The organism is Pseudomonas sp. Y5-11, assembly GCF_022368695.1.
GTDB lineage: Bacteria > Pseudomonadota > Gammaproteobacteria > Pseudomonadales > Pseudomonadaceae > Aquipseudomonas > Aquipseudomonas parakoreensis.
The window spans coordinates 1,958,191-1,972,908 of the sequence record NZ_CP058974.1; the positions used below are offsets into that span (position 1 = coordinate 1,958,191).

At 60.2% G+C, this 14,718-nt stretch carries 15 protein-coding genes; 9 read left to right on the forward strand and 6 right to left on the reverse strand.

Annotation, left to right across the window (positions count from 1 at the left end):
* Positions 1-126: 126 nt before the first annotated feature.
* Together HXW87_RS08605 and HXW87_RS08610 are read left to right on the forward strand one after the other, a co-directional pair.
* Positions 127-846, forward strand: coding sequence for an autoinducer binding domain-containing protein (locus tag HXW87_RS08605; RefSeq protein ID WP_239778761.1), 720 nt, complete (start codon positions 127-129; stop codon positions 844-846).
* Positions 847-1,169: 323 nt separating this feature from the next.
* Positions 1,170-1,670, forward strand: a complete 501-nt coding sequence (locus tag HXW87_RS08610) for a phosphate-starvation-inducible PsiE family protein (RefSeq protein WP_003221775.1) — start codon at positions 1,170-1,172, stop codon at positions 1,668-1,670.
* On the opposite strand, the gene HXW87_RS08615 is transcribed toward HXW87_RS08610, so the two are convergent.
* The 3 genes from HXW87_RS08615 to HXW87_RS08625 all read right to left on the reverse strand — a co-directional run bounded on the left by HXW87_RS08615 (position 1,667) and on the right by HXW87_RS08625 (position 5,045).
* A complete protein-coding gene (locus HXW87_RS08615) occupies positions 1,667-1,984 on the reverse strand; it encodes a DUF3509 domain-containing protein (protein WP_239778762.1) in 318 nt (105 codons plus the stop codon). The genes HXW87_RS08610 and HXW87_RS08615 overlap by 4 nt on opposite strands.
* Positions 1,985-2,280: 296 nt before the next feature.
* Positions 2,281-3,582, reverse strand: coding sequence for an HAAAP family serine/threonine permease (locus tag HXW87_RS08620; RefSeq protein WP_131671468.1), 1,302 nt, complete (start codon positions 3,580-3,582; stop codon positions 2,281-2,283).
* An 86-nt stretch (positions 3,583-3,668) separates the two neighbouring features.
* Positions 3,669-5,045: an L-serine ammonia-lyase gene (locus HXW87_RS08625; protein ID WP_239778763.1), complete on the reverse strand. Its 1,377-nt coding sequence runs from the start codon at positions 5,043-5,045 to the stop codon at positions 3,669-3,671.
* Between the two features lie 135 nt (positions 5,046-5,180).
* Here HXW87_RS08625 and HXW87_RS08630 point away from each other — a divergent pair, with 135 nt between their 5' ends.
* On the forward strand, positions 5,181-6,128 hold the full coding sequence (locus HXW87_RS08630; RefSeq protein WP_047291811.1) for a LysR substrate-binding domain-containing protein: 948 nt from the start codon (positions 5,181-5,183) through the stop codon (positions 6,126-6,128).
* Between the two features lie 200 nt (positions 6,129-6,328).
* The gene (locus tag HXW87_RS08635; protein ID WP_007968091.1) at positions 6,329-6,733 is read left to right on the forward strand and encodes an HPF/RaiA family ribosome-associated protein; all 405 of its coding nucleotides are present in this window, start codon (positions 6,329-6,331) and stop codon (positions 6,731-6,733) included.
* Between the two features lie 112 nt (positions 6,734-6,845).
* On the opposite strand, the gene fecA is transcribed toward HXW87_RS08635, so the two are convergent.
* The 3 genes from fecA to HXW87_RS08650 all read right to left on the reverse strand — a co-directional run bounded on the left by fecA (position 6,846) and on the right by HXW87_RS08650 (position 10,770).
* Complete coding sequence (fecA, locus tag HXW87_RS08640) at positions 6,846-9,176, reverse strand: TonB-dependent Fe(3+) dicitrate receptor FecA (protein WP_239778764.1); 2,331 nt, start codon at positions 9,174-9,176, stop codon at positions 6,846-6,848.
* Between the two features lie 176 nt (positions 9,177-9,352).
* Complete coding sequence (locus HXW87_RS08645) at positions 9,353-10,285, reverse strand: DUF4880 domain-containing protein (protein ID WP_239778765.1); 933 nt, start codon at positions 10,283-10,285, stop codon at positions 9,353-9,355.
* Positions 10,282-10,770 (reverse strand): sigma-70 family RNA polymerase sigma factor, encoded by a 489-nt coding sequence (locus HXW87_RS08650; RefSeq protein WP_108589887.1) that lies wholly within the window; start codon positions 10,768-10,770, stop codon positions 10,282-10,284. Before HXW87_RS08650 ends, HXW87_RS08645 begins: the two co-directional genes overlap by 4 nt.
* 179 nt (positions 10,771-10,949) lie before the next feature.
* Between HXW87_RS08650 and HXW87_RS08655 the strand changes: the two genes are divergently transcribed.
* Genes HXW87_RS08655 through HXW87_RS08675 form a run of 5 tightly spaced genes read left to right on the forward strand, consistent with a single transcriptional unit; the run spans position 10,950 to position 14,718 of the window.
* Complete coding sequence (locus HXW87_RS08655; protein WP_041073980.1) at positions 10,950-11,255, forward strand: DUF3649 domain-containing protein; 306 nt, start codon at positions 10,950-10,952, stop codon at positions 11,253-11,255.
* Entirely contained in the window at positions 11,252-12,838 is a 1,587-nt protein-coding gene (locus HXW87_RS08660; RefSeq protein ID WP_239778766.1) for a PepSY-associated TM helix domain-containing protein, read from the forward strand. The genes HXW87_RS08655 and HXW87_RS08660 overlap by 4 nt, the downstream gene beginning before the upstream one ends.
* Positions 12,838-13,164 carry a DUF3325 domain-containing protein gene (locus tag HXW87_RS08665; RefSeq protein WP_047291824.1) on the forward strand — a complete coding sequence of 109 codons (327 nt, stop codon included), beginning with the start codon at positions 12,838-12,840 and terminating at the stop codon, positions 13,162-13,164. Before HXW87_RS08660 ends, HXW87_RS08665 begins: the two co-directional genes overlap by 1 nt.
* A gap of 1 nt (position 13,165) precedes the next feature.
* Positions 13,166-13,732 (forward strand): RNA polymerase sigma factor, encoded by a 567-nt coding sequence (locus HXW87_RS08670; protein WP_003221797.1) that lies wholly within the window; start codon positions 13,166-13,168, stop codon positions 13,730-13,732.
* Positions 13,729-14,718 carry a FecR family protein gene (locus HXW87_RS08675; protein ID WP_131671475.1) on the forward strand — a complete coding sequence of 330 codons (990 nt, stop codon included), beginning with the start codon at positions 13,729-13,731 and terminating at the stop codon, positions 14,716-14,718. The genes HXW87_RS08670 and HXW87_RS08675 overlap by 4 nt, the downstream gene beginning before the upstream one ends.

Sequence of the window (14,718 nt, forward strand, 5' to 3'; positions counted from 1 at the left end):
GGCGATTAAAGTGCACACTGCGCTCGCAGACTACCTGTCACCCTTGACAGCTAGCGGAAACATTTGGAAATATGCTAGGCATGTTGGCAAGAGGCCGACAGCAATAACTGTGGGAAAGGAATCTCTATGTCATATTGGCAGGCTGAACTGTTGGAAAACGCCATGTCTGCAACGGATGTCGAGTTGTTGTTCGACAATATCAAGACCGTTGCCAGGCAGTTGGAGTTTGATTATGTGGCCTATGGTTCACGCAGGCTTTTCCCCATCACCAAACCTTGCCTTTTTCTCGCCAATAACTATTCGCCGGCCTGGCAAGCTGCCTATTCCGCCAATCGTTACCTGGAAATCGACCCTTACGTGATGCGCGCAATGCGCAGCGTGAGACCGGTGTTGTGGGATGCTGAACTCAAGGCTCAAGCGCCCGACTTCTGGCAGGAAGCGCATGCTCATGGAATCTGCGAAGGTTGGGGGCAGACGCTGCTGAACAGCGAAACTCAAGGGCTGGTGACGTTTGCCCGGGGCAGCGAAGCGATCACCGCACTGGAACTCGAAACCAAGCAGGCAGAGCTTTCATGGCTGGCTCAGATCACCCATCTGGGCCTGACGCGCCTGCAAATGCGCGGCGCCGATTCGGTAATCCCGGTACCGATAGAACTGTCGCAAAGGGAAAAGGAAATTCTGCAATGGACCGCTGACGGAAAGTCATCGGACGATGTTTCGGTGATCCTCGGCATCAGCAAAAGGACCGTAAACTTCCATATAAACCATTGCCTGAAGAAACTCGGTTGCCAAAACAAAATCGCCGCGGCCGTTAAAGCTTCGCTGATGGGCCTGCTCTGGAAATAATTACACGAGTAATTTATTCGATAACTAACTGGTGAATTACCGGGGGAGTGTGCGCGAGTTCACAGAATGACCCGGTTAATAATATTTCATTTATAAGCTAATGCCTTTTCAACGTAACGAACTTATCAAGAAACTTTAGTTGGATCGTCACAATCATTCCTGTTGACGGTGTCTGTTCAACGGTGCGACCAAACGCCACGGCGCAGGTTTCATGCCGGCTCGCCATGATGCGTGGCCTCGTTTCTGCATGGCGCACAGCGCATACGGAAAACCGTCACGTCCAACAGGCATCATCCGCTCGCATCGGGCTAAGGAACATCATCGTGAAAATCAACTGGGCCGAGAAATTGCGGCAAAACGTGCATCAACTGGCCGAGTCCCTGGGCAACCTGTTCGTCGAGACCTTCCACTACCTGGCGCTGTTCGCCATCGGTGCGGTGACCGCGTGGGCGGCGGTGATGGAATTTCTCGGCATGCTCGAGGAAGGCCACATCAAGATCGATGACATTCTGTTGCTGTTCATCTATCTGGAACTGGGCGCAATGGTCGGGATTTATTTCAAGACCAACCACATGCCGGTGCGCTTCCTGATCTACGTGGCAATCACCGCGTTGACCCGCCTGCTGATCTCCAACGTCTCGCACCACAACCCGCCGGACATGGGCATCATCTACCTGTGCGGCGGCATTCTGCTGCTGGCGTTCTCGATTCTGGTGGTGCGCTACGCCTCGTCGCAATTCCCGTCGGTGAAGATCGAAAAACCGCAACGCAAACTCGGCGCCGGTTCCGGTGAACACCCCGAGATCGAGAAGGGCGAGCTTTAAAGGCCCATCGACGGCCGAGGCTGGCCGTTGTTCTGCTGCGGTGGCGGGGACAGCCCGCCGCCGCTGGTCATTGCTTCGAGGATCGCCATGGCACTGTGGCCCTGTTCGATGGCGATGCCGAACTGAATGCTTTGCACCAGCCGCTTGAGCCGTACCGGATCGTTGCGCTGTTCGGCGCTGATCATCCGTTTGGCCACGATCCGGCCGCTGTTGGACAGGGTCAGCATGATGCTGCCGTCCAGCCCCTGAATGCTCAGGTTGATCTGATAGTCCGGCGCGAAGGCATCGGTAATGATCTGAAAAGGGTTGTCCATGATGCGTCACCGCCTGATTGAACGTGCAGTTGTTGACCGGCCGTGATCGGGTTGGTTCGCCATACCGGACCATCGGCCATTCCGTGGCCTGTGTTGTTGCTTCGTGTAGGAGCTGCCGCAGGCTGCGATCTTTTGATCTTCAGTGTTTTGATTTCGGTCACAAAGATCAAAAGATCGCAGCCTGCGGCAGCTCCTGCACAGGTCATAGCAAGGGCTGTGCCGGGAAAATTGTTGGACAATGGATACGGCGTAAAAAAGGCGAGCCCCTGGCTCGCCTTCGTCATTTATGGCCCGTTTCAGGGCAGAACCGAGTAGATGATCGCCGACAGTGCAATCAGGCCGATCAGCACCACGAACACGTTGGAGGCCTGTCCCGAGTACTGGCGCAAGGCTGGCACCCGGCGGATGGCGTACATCGGCATCAGGAACAACAGGCAGGCAATCACCGGCCCGCCGAGGGTTTCGATCATGCCCAGAATGCTCGGGTTGAAGGTGGCGACGGCCCAGCAACTGAGGATCATGAACAGCGCGGTCGCACGGTTCAGCCAGCTCGCCGACATCACTTTGCCACGGCCCCGCAAACTCTTGACGATCATGCCCTGAAAGCCTTCGCTGGCGCCGATGTAGTGGCCGAGGAAGGATTTGGTGATCGCCACCAGCGCAATCAGCGGTGCGGCGTAAGCGATGACCGGGGTCTGAAAGTGGTTGGCCAGGTACGACAGGATCGATATGTTCTGCGCCTTCGCTGCTGCAAGATCGGCCGGCGATAGCGCCAGTACGCAACTGAAGCAGAAGAACATCACCGTCACCACCATCATGCCGTGGGCCATGGCGAGGATGCCGCTGCTCTTGCGTTCGGCCTCCGCGCCGTAACGCTGTTTCTGATCGACCGCGAAGGCGGAGATGATCGGCGAGTGGTTGAACGAGAACACCATCACCGGGATCGCCAGCCACAGGGTCTTGAGGAACGTCGACAGCGGCATTGCCTCTTGAGCGCTGGCGAAGAACGCGCCGTTCCAGTTCGGAATCAGACTGAGGCCGAGTAACAGCAGCGCGGCCACGAATGGGTAAACCAGCACGCTCATGGCTTTGACGATCACGTTCTGGCCGCAGCGCACGATCGCCATCAGGCCGAGGATCAGCACCAGCGACAGGATTGCCCGAGGTGGCGGCGCGATGTGCAATTGATGTTCGAGAAAACTGCTCAGGGTGTTGGTCAGTGCAACGCTGTACACCAGCAGGATCGGAAAAATCGCAAAGAAATACAGCAGGGTAATCAGCTTGCCGGCGCCGATACCGAAGTGTTCTTCGACGACTTCGGTGATGTCGCCGGAACGCCCGGACAGCACGAAGCGGGTCAGGCCTCGGTGGGCGAAGAAGGTCATCGGGAAGGCCAGCAGCGCCAGAATCAGCAACGGCCAGAAACCGCCGACGCCGGCATTGATCGGCAGGAACAATGTGCCGGCACCAATCGCGGTGCCGTACAGACCGAGCATCCAGGTGGTGTCGGATTTGCTCCAGCCCTTGTGGGCAACGTCGGTGTTGCGTGTGCGATCTACAGCGGGATTTTCGGCAGCAGGTGTACGTACATCGGTCATCGTTTTTGCCTCGTTATTATTTTTGCTCGGGCTCACGGTTGGCAGGCCGCAAGTTGCGGCCTGCCGGGGCGGTCAGGGAATGCGCGTCAGCACTCCACCCAGCTCACGGCCAGGCCTCCCCGTGAAGTCTCTTTGTATTTGTCGTGCATGTCGGCGCCGGTGTCGCGCATGGTGCGGATCACCCGGTCGAGAGAAATGAAGTGTTTGCCGTCGCCGCGCAGGGCCATTTGTGTGGCATTGATCGCCTTCACCGCGGCGATGGCATTGCGCTCGATGCACGGCACCTGCACCAGGCCGCCGACCGGGTCGCAGGTCAGGCCGAGGTTGTGTTCCAGGCCGATTTCGGCGGCGTTTTCCAGTTGTTCCGGAGTCGCACCCAGCACTTCAGCGAGGCCCGCCGCGGCCATCGCACAGGCCGAACCGACCTCGCCCTGGCAGCCGACTTCAGCGCCGGAGATCGAGGCATTTTTCTTACACAGAATGCCGACAGCGGCGGCGCCCATGAAGAACGCGACCACGTCATCGTCAGACGCGTCCGGATTGAATTTCATGTAGTAGTGCAGAACGGCCGGAATGATCCCGGCCGCGCCATTGGTCGGCGCGGTCACCATGCGCCCGCCGGCAGCGTTCTCTTCGTTAACGGCGAGGGCGAAAAGATTGACCCACTCCATCGCCGACAGCGTCGAACTGATCACGTTCGGCTTGCCGATTTCCAGCAGGCTGCGGTGCAATTTCGCCGCGCGGCGCGGCACGTTCAGCCCACCGGGCAGGATGCCTTCGTGGCGCAGGCCCTGTTCGACACACTCGCGCATCACCGACCAGATGTGCAGCAGGCCGTTACGGATTTCAGCGTCGCTGCGCCAGGCCCGTTCGTTGGCCATCATCAGCTCCGACACGCGCAAGTTGTGCTGCTTGCACAGGCTCAGCAGTTCGGCGGCGCTGGAAAAATCGTACGGCAACACCACGTCGCCGGCCGGCGCCACACCGGACTCGGCTTCCGCCGCTTCGATGATGAAACCGCCGCCAATCGAGTAGTACGTTTGCGTAAAAAGCTCGGCGCTTTCGCCAAAGGCTGTCAGCGACATGGCGTTGGGGTGGTAGGGCAGGCTTTCGTCCAGCAGCAGGAGATCGTGCTGCCAGTTGAAGGAAATTTCTCTCTGACCGGCCAGAAGCAACAGGCCGCTTTCGCGCAGTTGCTGGATGCGTAGGTCGATGGTCGAGGGATCAATGCTGTCCGGCCATTCGCCCATCAGGCCCATGACCGTGGCGCGGTCGGTGGCGTGGCCGACACCGGTGGCCGACAACGAGCCGTATAAACGGATTTCCACCCGACGCACATCGTTGAGCAGGCGGTGCTCGATCAGCGCCTGGGCGAAGGTCGCAGCAGCGCGCATCGGGCCGACGGTGTGGGAGCTGGACGGACCGATGCCGACTTTGAATAGATCAAAAACACTGATAGCCATGCTAAACCCTTACAAGCAATGGAGTAGGAATCGCTGCCATTTTTTGTAGGACAAGCGCAATGTCGGCGATACTGCCTACCTCGGTCCTACGTGACCAACGAAACTTCCTAAGAAAGCCTTTAGCAGGACTAAACGATGAGTCGTCAATTGCACGCCCAGACCTACGTCTGGCTGCAGGTGTTTTCCTGTGCCGCGCGGCACCTGTCGTTCACCCGTTGCGCGGAAGAGCTGCACATCACCCCGGGGGCGGTCAGTCAGCAGATTCGCCAGCTGGAAGAGCGTCTGGGCTTTCGCCTGTTTCATCGCCGGGCGCGGGGTGTCGAGTTGAGTGCGGAAGGCCAGCGGCTGGCCATCACCGTCAATGAGGCCTACGGCAACATCGATGCTGAATTGCGTCGTCTGGATGCCGGGATGATCAGCGGGATTTTGCGGGTGCGTTCGATTCCGTCGTTCCTGAGCAAATGGCTGACCCCACGTCTGCCGCGCCTGCAACAGCGCTATCCGGACATCCAGTTACGGCTGGTGGCCGAGGACAGCAGCGTGCCGTTGCACGAGGGTGACTTCGATTTGGCGATCGATCTGAACGACGGCAGCTATCCGGGGCTGTTATCCACAGCCTTGCTCGATGAGCAGATTTTTCCGGTGTGTGCGCCGAGCCTGTTGCGCGGTCGCCCGCCGCTGCATGGGCCGGCGGATCTGGTGCATTTCCCGTTGTTGCACGACATCACCGCCTGGCGCGGCAGTTATGAGTACGCGGAGTGGGAGTTCTATCTGAATGCGATTGGCTTTGAAGGCGCCGACGTACGGCGGGGGCACACGTTCAATCGCAATCACCTGACCATCGAAGCGGCTATCGCCGGTATGGGCGTGGCGATTGCCCGGCGCACGTTGCTCAACGATGAGCTGGAGCGCGGGACGTTGATCGTGCCGTTCGGCCTGTCGGTGCCGAACCACAAGCGCTATGTATTGCTCTATGCGCCGGGGGCATTGAGCCATCCGGGCGTGCGTGCGGTGCATGACTGGCTGGTGGAGGAAGCGGGGATTTTCCGCAGTTTACATCCGTTGAACGACGGGCAATTGTGAGCAGATTTTGCAGGGTTGCGAGGCAACCCAACTCCCGACCTTACCAGTGACTTGCTCGGTTGTCCGGCTTTTTTTGCGAATGAATATTTATCTTTTTTCAGGGGTTGAAATGTTCGTCAGTCGGGCCGATTGTTGTAACCAAGGGGTCAGGAAATTCAATTCAAGGCCTCTCGCGAGCTAGCTGAAATAAGGGATGAACTATGCAAATCCAAGTCAACAGCGATAACCATATTCAAAGCAGTAAACGACTGGAGGAGTGGGTACGTACAACCATTGAGAGCACGCTCGACCGTTATGAAGAAGACCTGACCCGTGTCGAAGTCCACCTGAGCGACGAGAACGGCGACAAACCAGGTCCCCATGACTTGCGCTGCCAACTGGAAGCGCGGCCAAAAGGCCATCAACCGATTTCCGTCACCCATAAAGCCGATTCGCTGGAACAGGCGATCGACGGTGCAGCCGAAAAACTGGAACATGCGCTGGAGCACCTGTTTGGCAAACTGCGGGGCAAACCCCGCGCCGCCATCGTGCCATTCAGCAAGGCGAATGACGCACTGCTGGAAGAAGAGTTTCTGGAGAACGAACAGGCAGCGATCAACAGTTGATGCGCTGATTTTTCAAGCCACCCCATGAGAACGGGCCTGCGCAAGCAGGCCCGTTTTTGTTTGTGTTGCTGTGCAGTGTGGCGAGGGAGCAAGCTCCCTCGCCACAGTTCTTTTAGAAAGCTACAGACGTTTGTACATACACCGTGCGCGGTTCACCGACGTACTTGCCCTTGTTGTTGTCGTCAAACGAGCGGGTGAAGTACTGCGTGTTGAAGATGTTCTTCACCCCCACTGCCACGTTCAGATCCGACAGTTGCGGGCCGAAGTCGTAACCGGCGCGGCTGCTGAACAGCATGTAGCCGGGGATTTTGCCGGTGCTGCCGTCGGCACTTTCCTTGGAGGTGTTGGCGTTGTCGGCGAACTGGTCGCTCTGGAAGCTGCTGTCAAAGTTGAGCTTCCACGGCCCTTCGGTGTAACCGACGCCAATTGTGCCTTTGTGTTTCGAGGAGAACGGTACGCGGTTGCCCTTGTTCGGCCCGTCTTCGCGGATGGTCGCGTCGACATAGGCATAAGTGGCGTACACATCGAAACCGGCCAGTGCCGGGCTCAAGTCATCCAGTGCGTAATTAACGCTGGTCTCGATTCCCTGATGGCGGGTCTGGCCACGGGCGATCACCGAATCATTGGTCTGATTGCTTTCGTACTGGTTGTCGAAGTTGATCAGGAACGCACCAATTTCTGCGCGCAGTGCGCCGTTGTCGTAACGGGTGCCGAGTTCCCAGGTGCGGGCCTTCTCCGGTTTCACTTCGCCGCTGCTCACGCGGTTAGGCATCTGGCTGTACTGCACGCTGCCGAACGAGCCTTCGGTGTTGGCGTACAGATTCCAGCTGTCAGTCAGGTGATACAGCACGTTCAGTGCCGGCAGCGCGGTGTTGTAGTCGCCTTGGTATTTGACGTTGGTCAGGTTGTTGGTCTGCTGCGACTCGATCATCTCGTAGCGTACGCCCGGGGTGATGGTCCATTTGCCGATGTCGATGCGATCGTCGACGAACAATGCGTTGGCTTCAGTACCACCGCGGGTGTCGCGGTCGTTGCGGCTGTTAGTGGTCGGGTATTGGTTGCTGCTGATCGGCGTGCGATAGCGCAACTCGTGCCCGGCCTCATTGATATAGCGATAACCGACGCCGACTTCATGGCTGGTCGGGCCGAGATCAAAACCTTGGGCGAAGCGCGTTTCGAAACCGCGTACCCAATACTCGCGCGGCGACAGCGAGAGAAAGCTGCCCTGATCCAGATAACCGCTACGCAGGGTTTTGGTGAAGAAGGTATTGGCGGTGAATTCGCGGCGATCTTCCTGATAGCGATAGCCAAAGTTGAACATCGTCCGGCGACCCCAGAACTGGTCTTTCAATCGCGTCGACTGGTACGGATTGGCATCGTAATCGGCGACGCTCAGGCCACCGGGCATGTCGGCCTTGCCTTCGTAATACTGGGCCATGGCGTTGAAGCTGTTGGCCTCGTCGAGCTGGTATTTACCCTTGAGAATCAGGTCGTCGATCTCGCTGTCGCTGTGTTCACGCCAGTCGCCACCGCGAGTCCCGGAATACAGCAACGCGCCGCCCAGACCGTTGGCATTGGTGCCGCCGGCCAGCAGATTGGCGCTGGTCTTGAAGCCATCATGGCTCGACGACGGACTGGTTTCTGTCTGGAGCCCACCCTTGACCGTCGGCTCATCGGGGATGGCGCGGGTCACGAAGTTGACCACACCGCCGACGTTTTGCGGGCCGTAACGCACCGCGCCGCCGCCACGCACCACATCCACCGCGTCCATGTTGCCCATGCTGATCGGCGCAAACGACAACTGTGGCTGGCCGTAAGGGGCGAACGGCACGGGAATGCCGTCCATCAGTACCGTCGAACGTGCAGCCAGGCGCGGGTTAAGACCGCGAATGCCAAAGTTCAGCGCCATGTCGTGGCTGCCGGTGCCGTTGTTTTCCGGCGCGTTGACCCCGGGGATGCGGTTGAGTACATCGCGCGCCTGAGTTGCGCCTTGACGCTCAAAGTCTTCACGGCGGATCACGTCGCGGGCACCCGGATGCTCGAACACGTTGACCTGCGCCGCATCACCGAGCCAGTCACCGACGACTTTCGAGGCGTCTAGCTCCAGCGCGGTGTCGCCGACCGGTTGCAGGCTGAACGCATTGTTACCCTCGGCGCGGGCTTGCAGGCCGGTGCCTTCGAGCAGTGCATCGAGACCTTGGGCGGCGGTGTAGCTGCCTTCCAGGCCACGGCTTTGCACGCCGCGGGTGATCTGCGAACCGAAGGAGATCAGCACGCCGGCTTCACGACCAAACTGGTTGAGGGCGTTTTCCAGCGACGCCGGGGCGATGTGGTAAACCTTGGTTTCGGCGGCCATGGCTGGCAGAGCGCTGAAGCTCAGGCTGGCGCCCAGTACGAGGTTGCGCAGGTGGCGGGCCAGTGGCGTGAGGCGGGTGGGGTGCATGAAGGGTGATCCTGAGAAGGTTGAATCAAGGGGGCTTTCCTTCTCTGTCACGCCAGATCTGAAAAACGGCTCATTTATTTTCGAGAGCAAAAGATCGCAGCCTTCGGCAGCTCCTACATTGGCTTGATGTACATCCTGTAGGAGCTGCCGCAGGCTGCGATCTTTGGATTTTGCCTCTAAGCCCGCGCTTCGACGCTGACCCAATAGCGGGTAAACCGCCGCACGTTCACCGGCAGACTGACTTGCAGCAGATCCAGAATCCGCTCGCTGTCGTCCAGTGGATAAGTCCCGGAGATCAGCAGATCGGCCACTTTTGCATCGCAATGCAACTGGCCGCGCCGGTAGCGCCCGAGCTCTTCAAGGAAGTCGCCCAGGCGCATGTGCGCGGCGATCAACATGCCGTCGGCCCAGGCGCCGCTGTTGGCGTCCAGTGGTCTGGCTTCGCTGATCGAGGTGGCGCTGAAACTCAGTTGACGGGCGATGGGCAGCCACACCGGCTCGTGCCCGGGGCGGGTCAATTCAACCTGGCCTTCGAATAGCGCCACCTGCGTGCGATCGGCAAATTGCCGGACGTTGAGCCGGGCAGCAGCGGTTTTCAACAGCCCTTGTACCGTGCGCACTTCGAACGCTTGGGCGGTGCTCAGGAGGATCTCGCCTTCCAGCAGACGGATCAGTCGTTGCGTGCTGTCCACGTCCGCTGCACTGGCGGTGTTGAGCTGCAACTGGCTGCCCGCACCCAGCGTCACCTTGCGGCGCTGACCCAGCGGGCTGCGGTAATCGGCGAGCAGTGTCGGCAGCGGATTGTGCTCGCGCATGCCCCAGGTGACGGCGGAACCGGCACCGAGAAGCAGCAGCAATTTGAGCGCCTGACGGCGGCTGGAGGACTTCGGCCCGTTCAACGCGGCATGGGCCAATGGCGAAGAAACACCGCGCAAGCGCTGGTTGACCCGCTGCATGTGCTCCCACGCCCGACGGTGTTCGCTGTGGGCGTCCAGCCATTGCTGCCAGGCGTGTTGCTGGCGCGGGGAGAGCGACCCTTGCTGCATTTCCATCAACCAGTGCACGGCCTGCTCGGCCACTTGCGCAGAGAAATCCGGGTTGCGGTTCATAGGGCGAAATAGCAGCGCAGGGCGGCTTTGTGCAGATGACGTTTGACTGTGGCTACGGAGATGCCCAGTTCGGCGGCGATTTGCGGATAGGTCAGGCCATCAACCTGCGCCAGCAGAAAGGCGCGTTTGACCAGGCGCGGCAAGCCGTCGAGCAACTGATCCAGTTCGATCAGGGTTTGCAGGATGATCGCTTTGTCTTCTTCCGATGGCGCAAGCATTTCCGGCATCTGCGCCAGGGTCTCGAGATAGGCGCGTTCCAGGTCCTGGCGACGGTAATGATTGAACAGCACGCGTTTGGCGAGGGTGGTCAGGAAGGCGCGCGGCTCGATGATCACCGGTTGTTCACGAGCGCTGAGCACGCGGATGAAGGTGTCCTGGGCCAGATCCGCCGCACTGTCCGGGCAGCCGAGTCTGCGCCGCAACCAGCCGGTGAGCCAGCTGTGGTGGTCAAGGTAGAGCGATTCGACGGGATGGGCGGACGACAAGGGTATCACTCCGGGCGCATGATCGATGCGTTAGAGAACAAGAACTGTTCGCATTGTAGGGGTGTGTAGCGCTGCCCGGCAATCAGATGCTTTTGCGTATGAGAATATTTATCATTAATATTGCTCGCCTGTTGGTTCGGCTTTATCGGCTGGACGTTTTTTCGTTTCAGGGTCGAAACATGAAAGGCAAACTCGCCTCACTTCCCATGTCCTATCGTCTGGCCATCACCTCGCGGGTGCTGGCGGCGGTGTTCGGCGGCTATCTGGTTGCGGCGCTGGCCAGTGTCGCCCTGACGCTGTGGCTACCGTTGAGTCGTGCCGAAGCGGTGGTGACCGGCATGACCATTTCCTTTCTGGTTTATCTGGTCGCGGTGCTCTGGTGCTTCGCCTGTCGCACGGCGTGGTCGGCGTGGGTCGGTCTGCTGGTGCCCAGCGTGATTCTGGCGACGGTATCCGGCGCCGCGCGGGGCTTGGGCTACGCATGAAAGAGGGCTTTCGTCAGTCGATGGCCTGGCTGCATACCTGGACGGGACTGGTGTTTGGCTGGCTGCTGTTTGCGATTTTCCTGACCGGAACGCTGGCCTATTTCAAGGCTGAAATCAGCCACTGGATGCAGCCGGAAATTCCCGTGCACGCCATCGATTCAGCGAACAGCCTGAGCCTGGCGCAAGGCTATCTGCAGCAGCACGCGCCGGCTGCTTCGCGTTGGTTGATTGATTTGCCGAATGCCCGTGATCCTGCGTTGACTGTGCGTTGGCAAAACACACCGGTCGAAGCCGGCAAGCGCGGAGGTTTCACGCAAAAAACGCTCGATGCGCAGACCGGTGCAGAAATAAAGGCCCGGGACAGCCGGGGCGGCGAGTTCTTCTACCGCTTCCATTTCCAGCTGCAAATGCCGTATCCGTGGGGCCGCTGGCTGGCGACGACGGCCGCGATGGTAATGTTCATTGCGCTGATCACCGGCATCATCACCCACAAGAAAATCTTCAAAGACTTCTTCACCTTTCGCCCGCGCAAAGGCCAGCGTTCATGGCTCGACGGGCATAATGCGGTCGGCGTGCTGGTGCTGCCGTTTCATCTGATGATCACTTACAGCAGCCTGGTGATTTTCATGGCGATGGTCATGCCGGCCAGCATTCTGGCGTCCTACGGCACTGATCGCAAAGCGTTTTACCAAGAGATGTTTCCCGAAACGCCAACTCCGCAACGCGCCGCTCAAGCGAGTTCGCTGCTACCGCTGGCACCCTTATTGGTACGGGCGAGCGAGCAGTGGGCGGGGGGGCATACGGCGCGGGTCAGCGTCATCAACCCCGGCGACGCCAATGCCACGGTGCAACTGTCGCGCGCGAGTTCCGACCGGATCGCCTATGAGTACGGCAGCAACCTGACCTTCAACGGCGTCACCGGGCAGATGCTCGGCGCCACGCCCGACAAGCCGCTGCCGATGACGATCGCCAGTGGTTTCTACGGTTTACACATCGGTCATTTCGCCGGCCCGATCCTGCGTTGGCTGTACTTCATCTGCGGTCTGGCGAGTACCGCGATGATCGGCACCGGGCTGGTGATCTGGCTCGGCAAGCGCCAGCTCAAACATGCCAAAAGCGGTGTGCTCCCATTCGAATTGCGCGTGGTGGAGGTGCTGAACATCGCCAGCATGGCCGGGCTGGTGGTGGCGGTGGCGGTGTTCTTTATGGCCAATCGCCTGTTGCCGGCGGACCTGGCCGGGCGCGCCGATCAAGAAGTGAATGCGTTTTTTATCGCCTGGGCCTTGAGCGTGGTGCATGCGCTGCTGCGCAAGGGGCGAACGGCCTGGGTCGAACAGCTGGGGCTGGCTGCCGTGCTGTTTATCGCGGTGCCATTGATCAATCTGGCCACGCCATGGAGTCTCGGCGTAACGCTGGCGCAAGGCGACTGGACGCTGGCGGGTTTCGATCTGACGTGCCTGGGCGCAGGCCTGTTCCTTGGTTGGGCCGCCTGGAAAATGCAGCGTGCCGGCAGCGCCGTCAGCGTGAAAAAAACTCCCCGCGAAAAGCCGCGGCCGATCACGCTTGAGCAGGAGGTGAGCTGATGTTGCTGGCGTTGTTGCTGTGCTATGCCGGGTTCAGCGCATTGTGTCTGTCGATGCCTCGGCATCACGATGAGCTGCTCGGCAACAAACCCTCGGCCCGACGTGCACGGGTTCTGAAACTCGCCGGGTGGCTGTTGCTCGGGTTATCGCTCTGGTCAGCTGTCGGGGCAAACGGCTGGGGTTTCGGTCTGGTCGACTGGTTCGCGGTGCTCATGCTCAGCGCCTTGGCGTTGGTGTTGTTGCTGCCCTATCGGCCACGTCTGGCACTCGCACTGGCCGGGTTGAGCCTGCTCGCCAGTCCGGTCGCCGCCTGGGCGCGGTGCTGAAATGCTGATCGGTCATCCGCCGGAATCCCGCGACGACGAGCCCCATGGCGCGCGTGCGCATTTTCTTCAGGTGTTCCTCTCGCAGCGCTCGCAAATGGAAGCGCTGGTCAACCGGCGCGTCGGTTGCCGGGCCACGGCAGCGGATCTGGTGCAGGACCTGTTCCTGCGGTTCTGGCGCAGGCCGCTGGTGCAGGTCGAAGAGCTCAGCACCTACCTGTTGCGTTGCGCCGGCAACATCGCCATCGATCATTTGCGCAGCGAAGGCACGCGGGTGCGGGTCAACGAGGGCTGGCAACCGGATGCGCCGGACAGCCACGGCAGCGAACCGCAAGCCGCGCTCGAAGCGGGCAATGACCTGCGCCATGTCGAAGCGGCGTTGCGCGCCTTGCCCGAGCGCACCCGGCAGATTTTTTTGCTCAATCGCATTCACGGTCGCAAGTACGCAGACATCGCCAAGGCGATGGGCCTGTCTCAAAGTGCCGTGGAAAAACATATGATGCGCGCCCTCGAGGCCTGCAAGGCCAGCCTGCGCGAACCCGCACCACGCCTGCCAGGGAAAGCACCGTGAAAGCCACCGACCGCATCATCCCTACACCCGCTCAGGAACAGGCCGCACTCGCCTGGCTGAGCCTGTTGCACGACCGCCCGAGCACTGGCGATCAACTGACCTTCAGCCAGTGGCTGCGCGCCGACCCGGCCCACGCCGAGGCCTACGCCCAGGCGCAAGTCGTGTGGGAGTTGAGCGAAAGTCCGGCGCGCGCCCTGGCCGATGAGGACGCGTTTGCGTTGCAGGGCTACCTCAACGCAATGGAGCGTCCGCGTCGCTCGCCGCTGTTGCGCTGGTCGGGCGCGCTGGCAATGGCCGCGTGTCTGTTGCTGATGCTCAGCCTCGGCACGGGCTGGCAGCCGCAGCGCTGGATCGACGATCTGGGCGCCGATTACGTTTCGGCGCCGGGGGAAATCCGCACGGTGACCCTGGCCGACCAATCGCAAGTCACGTTGGACGCCGACAGCGCTATTGCCGTGGATTTCAGTCGAGGTGAGCGGCATGTGCAGTTGCGGCGTGGCGCTGGTTTTTTCAATGTGACGCACACCGGTGATCCCTTTGTGGTCGAGGCCGAGAATGGCCAGGCGCGGGTCCTCGGTACGCAGTTCGAAGTGCGTCTGCAACCGCAGGGCGCGCAGGTCACGGTGTTGTCCGGGCGCGTTGGCGTGACGGCGGATCGCAATGCGCAACAGCAGATTCTGACCGCCGGCCAGCAAGTGGCTTACGGACAAGGCCGCGCAGAAAAACTGCACGCCGTGGACAGCGAAGCACAACTGGCCTGGCGGCAGGGCTGGCTGACGTACTACAAGGCGTCGCTGGCCGATGTGGTGCAGGATTTGCGGCGCTATTACCCAGGGCGGATTGTTGTGCTCAACGATGAGTTGGCTGCGCGCAAGGTCAGCGGCAGTTTTCCGAGCAAGGATCCGCAGGCTGTATTGAGTTCGCTGCAAGGGGTGATGGGGTTTGAGCAGCATCAGGTGTTGGGGCATCTGATTATTCTGCGTTGA

What these genes read in the sequence shown, in the direction of transcription:
- HXW87_RS08615 (WP_239778762.1), bottom strand. Translation starts at nt 1,984, where the DNA reads ATGGACAACCCTTTTCAGATCATTACCGATGCCTTCGCGCCGGACTAT.
- HXW87_RS08660 (WP_239778766.1), top strand. Translation starts at nt 11,252, where the DNA reads ATGAAAGAGGGCTTTCGTCAGTCGATGGCCTGGCTGCATACCTGGACG.
- HXW87_RS08605 (WP_239778761.1), top strand. Translation starts at nt 127, where the DNA reads ATGTCATATTGGCAGGCTGAACTGTTGGAAAACGCCATGTCTGCAACG.
- HXW87_RS08620 (WP_131671468.1), bottom strand. Translation starts at nt 3,582, where the DNA reads ATGACCGATGTACGTACACCTGCTGCCGAAAATCCCGCTGTAGATCGC.
- HXW87_RS08670 (WP_003221797.1), top strand. Translation starts at nt 13,166, where the DNA reads ATGCTGATCGGTCATCCGCCGGAATCCCGCGACGACGAGCCCCATGGC.
- HXW87_RS08665 (WP_047291824.1), top strand. Translation starts at nt 12,838, where the DNA reads ATGTTGCTGGCGTTGTTGCTGTGCTATGCCGGGTTCAGCGCATTGTGT.
- fecA (WP_239778764.1), bottom strand. Translation starts at nt 9,176, where the DNA reads ATGCACCCCACCCGCCTCACGCCACTGGCCCGCCACCTGCGCAACCTC.
- HXW87_RS08630 (WP_047291811.1), top strand. Translation starts at nt 5,181, where the DNA reads ATGAGTCGTCAATTGCACGCCCAGACCTACGTCTGGCTGCAGGTGTTT.
- HXW87_RS08645 (WP_239778765.1), bottom strand. Translation starts at nt 10,285, where the DNA reads ATGAACCGCAACCCGGATTTCTCTGCGCAAGTGGCCGAGCAGGCCGTG.
- HXW87_RS08635 (WP_007968091.1), top strand. Translation starts at nt 6,329, where the DNA reads ATGCAAATCCAAGTCAACAGCGATAACCATATTCAAAGCAGTAAACGA.
- HXW87_RS08625 (WP_239778763.1), bottom strand. Translation starts at nt 5,045, where the DNA reads ATGGCTATCAGTGTTTTTGATCTATTCAAAGTCGGCATCGGTCCGTCC.
- HXW87_RS08655 (WP_041073980.1), top strand. Translation starts at nt 10,950, where the DNA reads ATGAAAGGCAAACTCGCCTCACTTCCCATGTCCTATCGTCTGGCCATC.